This is a genomic window from Kitasatospora sp. NPDC032757, from assembly GCF_055579305.1.
In genome coordinates, this window is the sequence record NZ_JBVINN010000108.1 from 1 (window position 1) to 1,161 (window position 1,161).

Genomic DNA, 1,161 nt, shown 5'->3' on the forward strand with positions numbered 1-1,161 from the left:
CTGCAGGCCGTGCTCGACCGGGCCGCCGGTGGTGGCCGGATCACGCCGGAGGAGGCGTTGGAGCTGTACCGCTCGGCGCCGTTGCACGCGTTGGGTTCGGCTGCGGACGCGGTGCGCCGGCGTCGGTACGCGGGGACGGAGCACATCGCGACGTACATCATCGAGCGGAACATCAACTACACGAACGTCTGTGTGACGGCGTGCAAGTTCTGCGCGTTCTATGTGGCGCCGAAGAGTGACAAGGGCTGGTCCCGTGATCTCGACGAGATCCTGCGTCGTTGTGCGGAGACGGTCGAGCTGGGTGGTACGCAGGTCATGTTCCAGGGTGGGCACCACCCGGACTACGGCGTGGAGTACTACGAGCGGGCGTTCTCGGCGATCAAGGCGGAGTTCCCGCAGTTGGTGATCCATTCGCTCGGTGCGTCCGAGGTCGAGCACATGTCGCGGATCTCGGGGGTGTCGGTCGAGGAGGCCGTCACCCGGATCCACCGGGCGGGTCTGGACTCGTTCGCGGGTGCGGGTGCGGAGTTGCTGCCGGAGCGGCCGCGCAGGGCGATCGCGCCGTTGAAGGAGTCCGGTGAGCGGTGGCTGGAGATCATGGAGGTCGCGCACGGTCTGGGTGTGGAGTCGACGTCCACGATGCTGATGGGTACCGGTGAGACCAACGCCGAGCGGATCGAGCACCTGCGGATGATCCGTGACGTGCAGGACCGTACGGGTGGTTTCCGGGCGTTCATCCCGTACACCTACCAGCCGCAGAACAACCATCTGAAGGGCTCGACCCAGGCGACGGTGTTCGAGTACCTGCGGATGATCGCGATCGCGCGGCTGTTCCTCGACAACGTGGCCCACATCCAGGGTTCGTGGCTGACCACCGGCAAGGAGGCCGGCCAGCTGTCGTTGCACTACGGGGCGGACGACCTGGGTTCGGTCATGCTGGAGGAGAACGTGGTGTCGATGGCCGGTGCGAAGCACCGGTCGAACCTGACCGAGCTGATCCACCTGATCCGGGCCGCGGACCGGGTCCCGGCGCAGCGCTCGACCACGTACGAGCACCTGCGGGTGCTGGACGACCCGGCCGACGACCCGGTCGACCCGCGGGTCGCCTCGCACATCGCCTCCACCGCGATCGAGGGCGGCACCGCCCACCCCGAGCTGAAG

The 1,161-nt window shown here is 67.5% G+C and carries 1 protein-coding gene; it reads left to right on the plus strand.

The window, feature by feature from the left end:
• On the plus strand, positions 1–1,161 hold a 1,161-nt coding region (mqnC, locus tag ACZ5WK_RS40310; RefSeq protein ID WP_465555542.1), incomplete at both ends, for a cyclic dehypoxanthinyl futalosine synthase.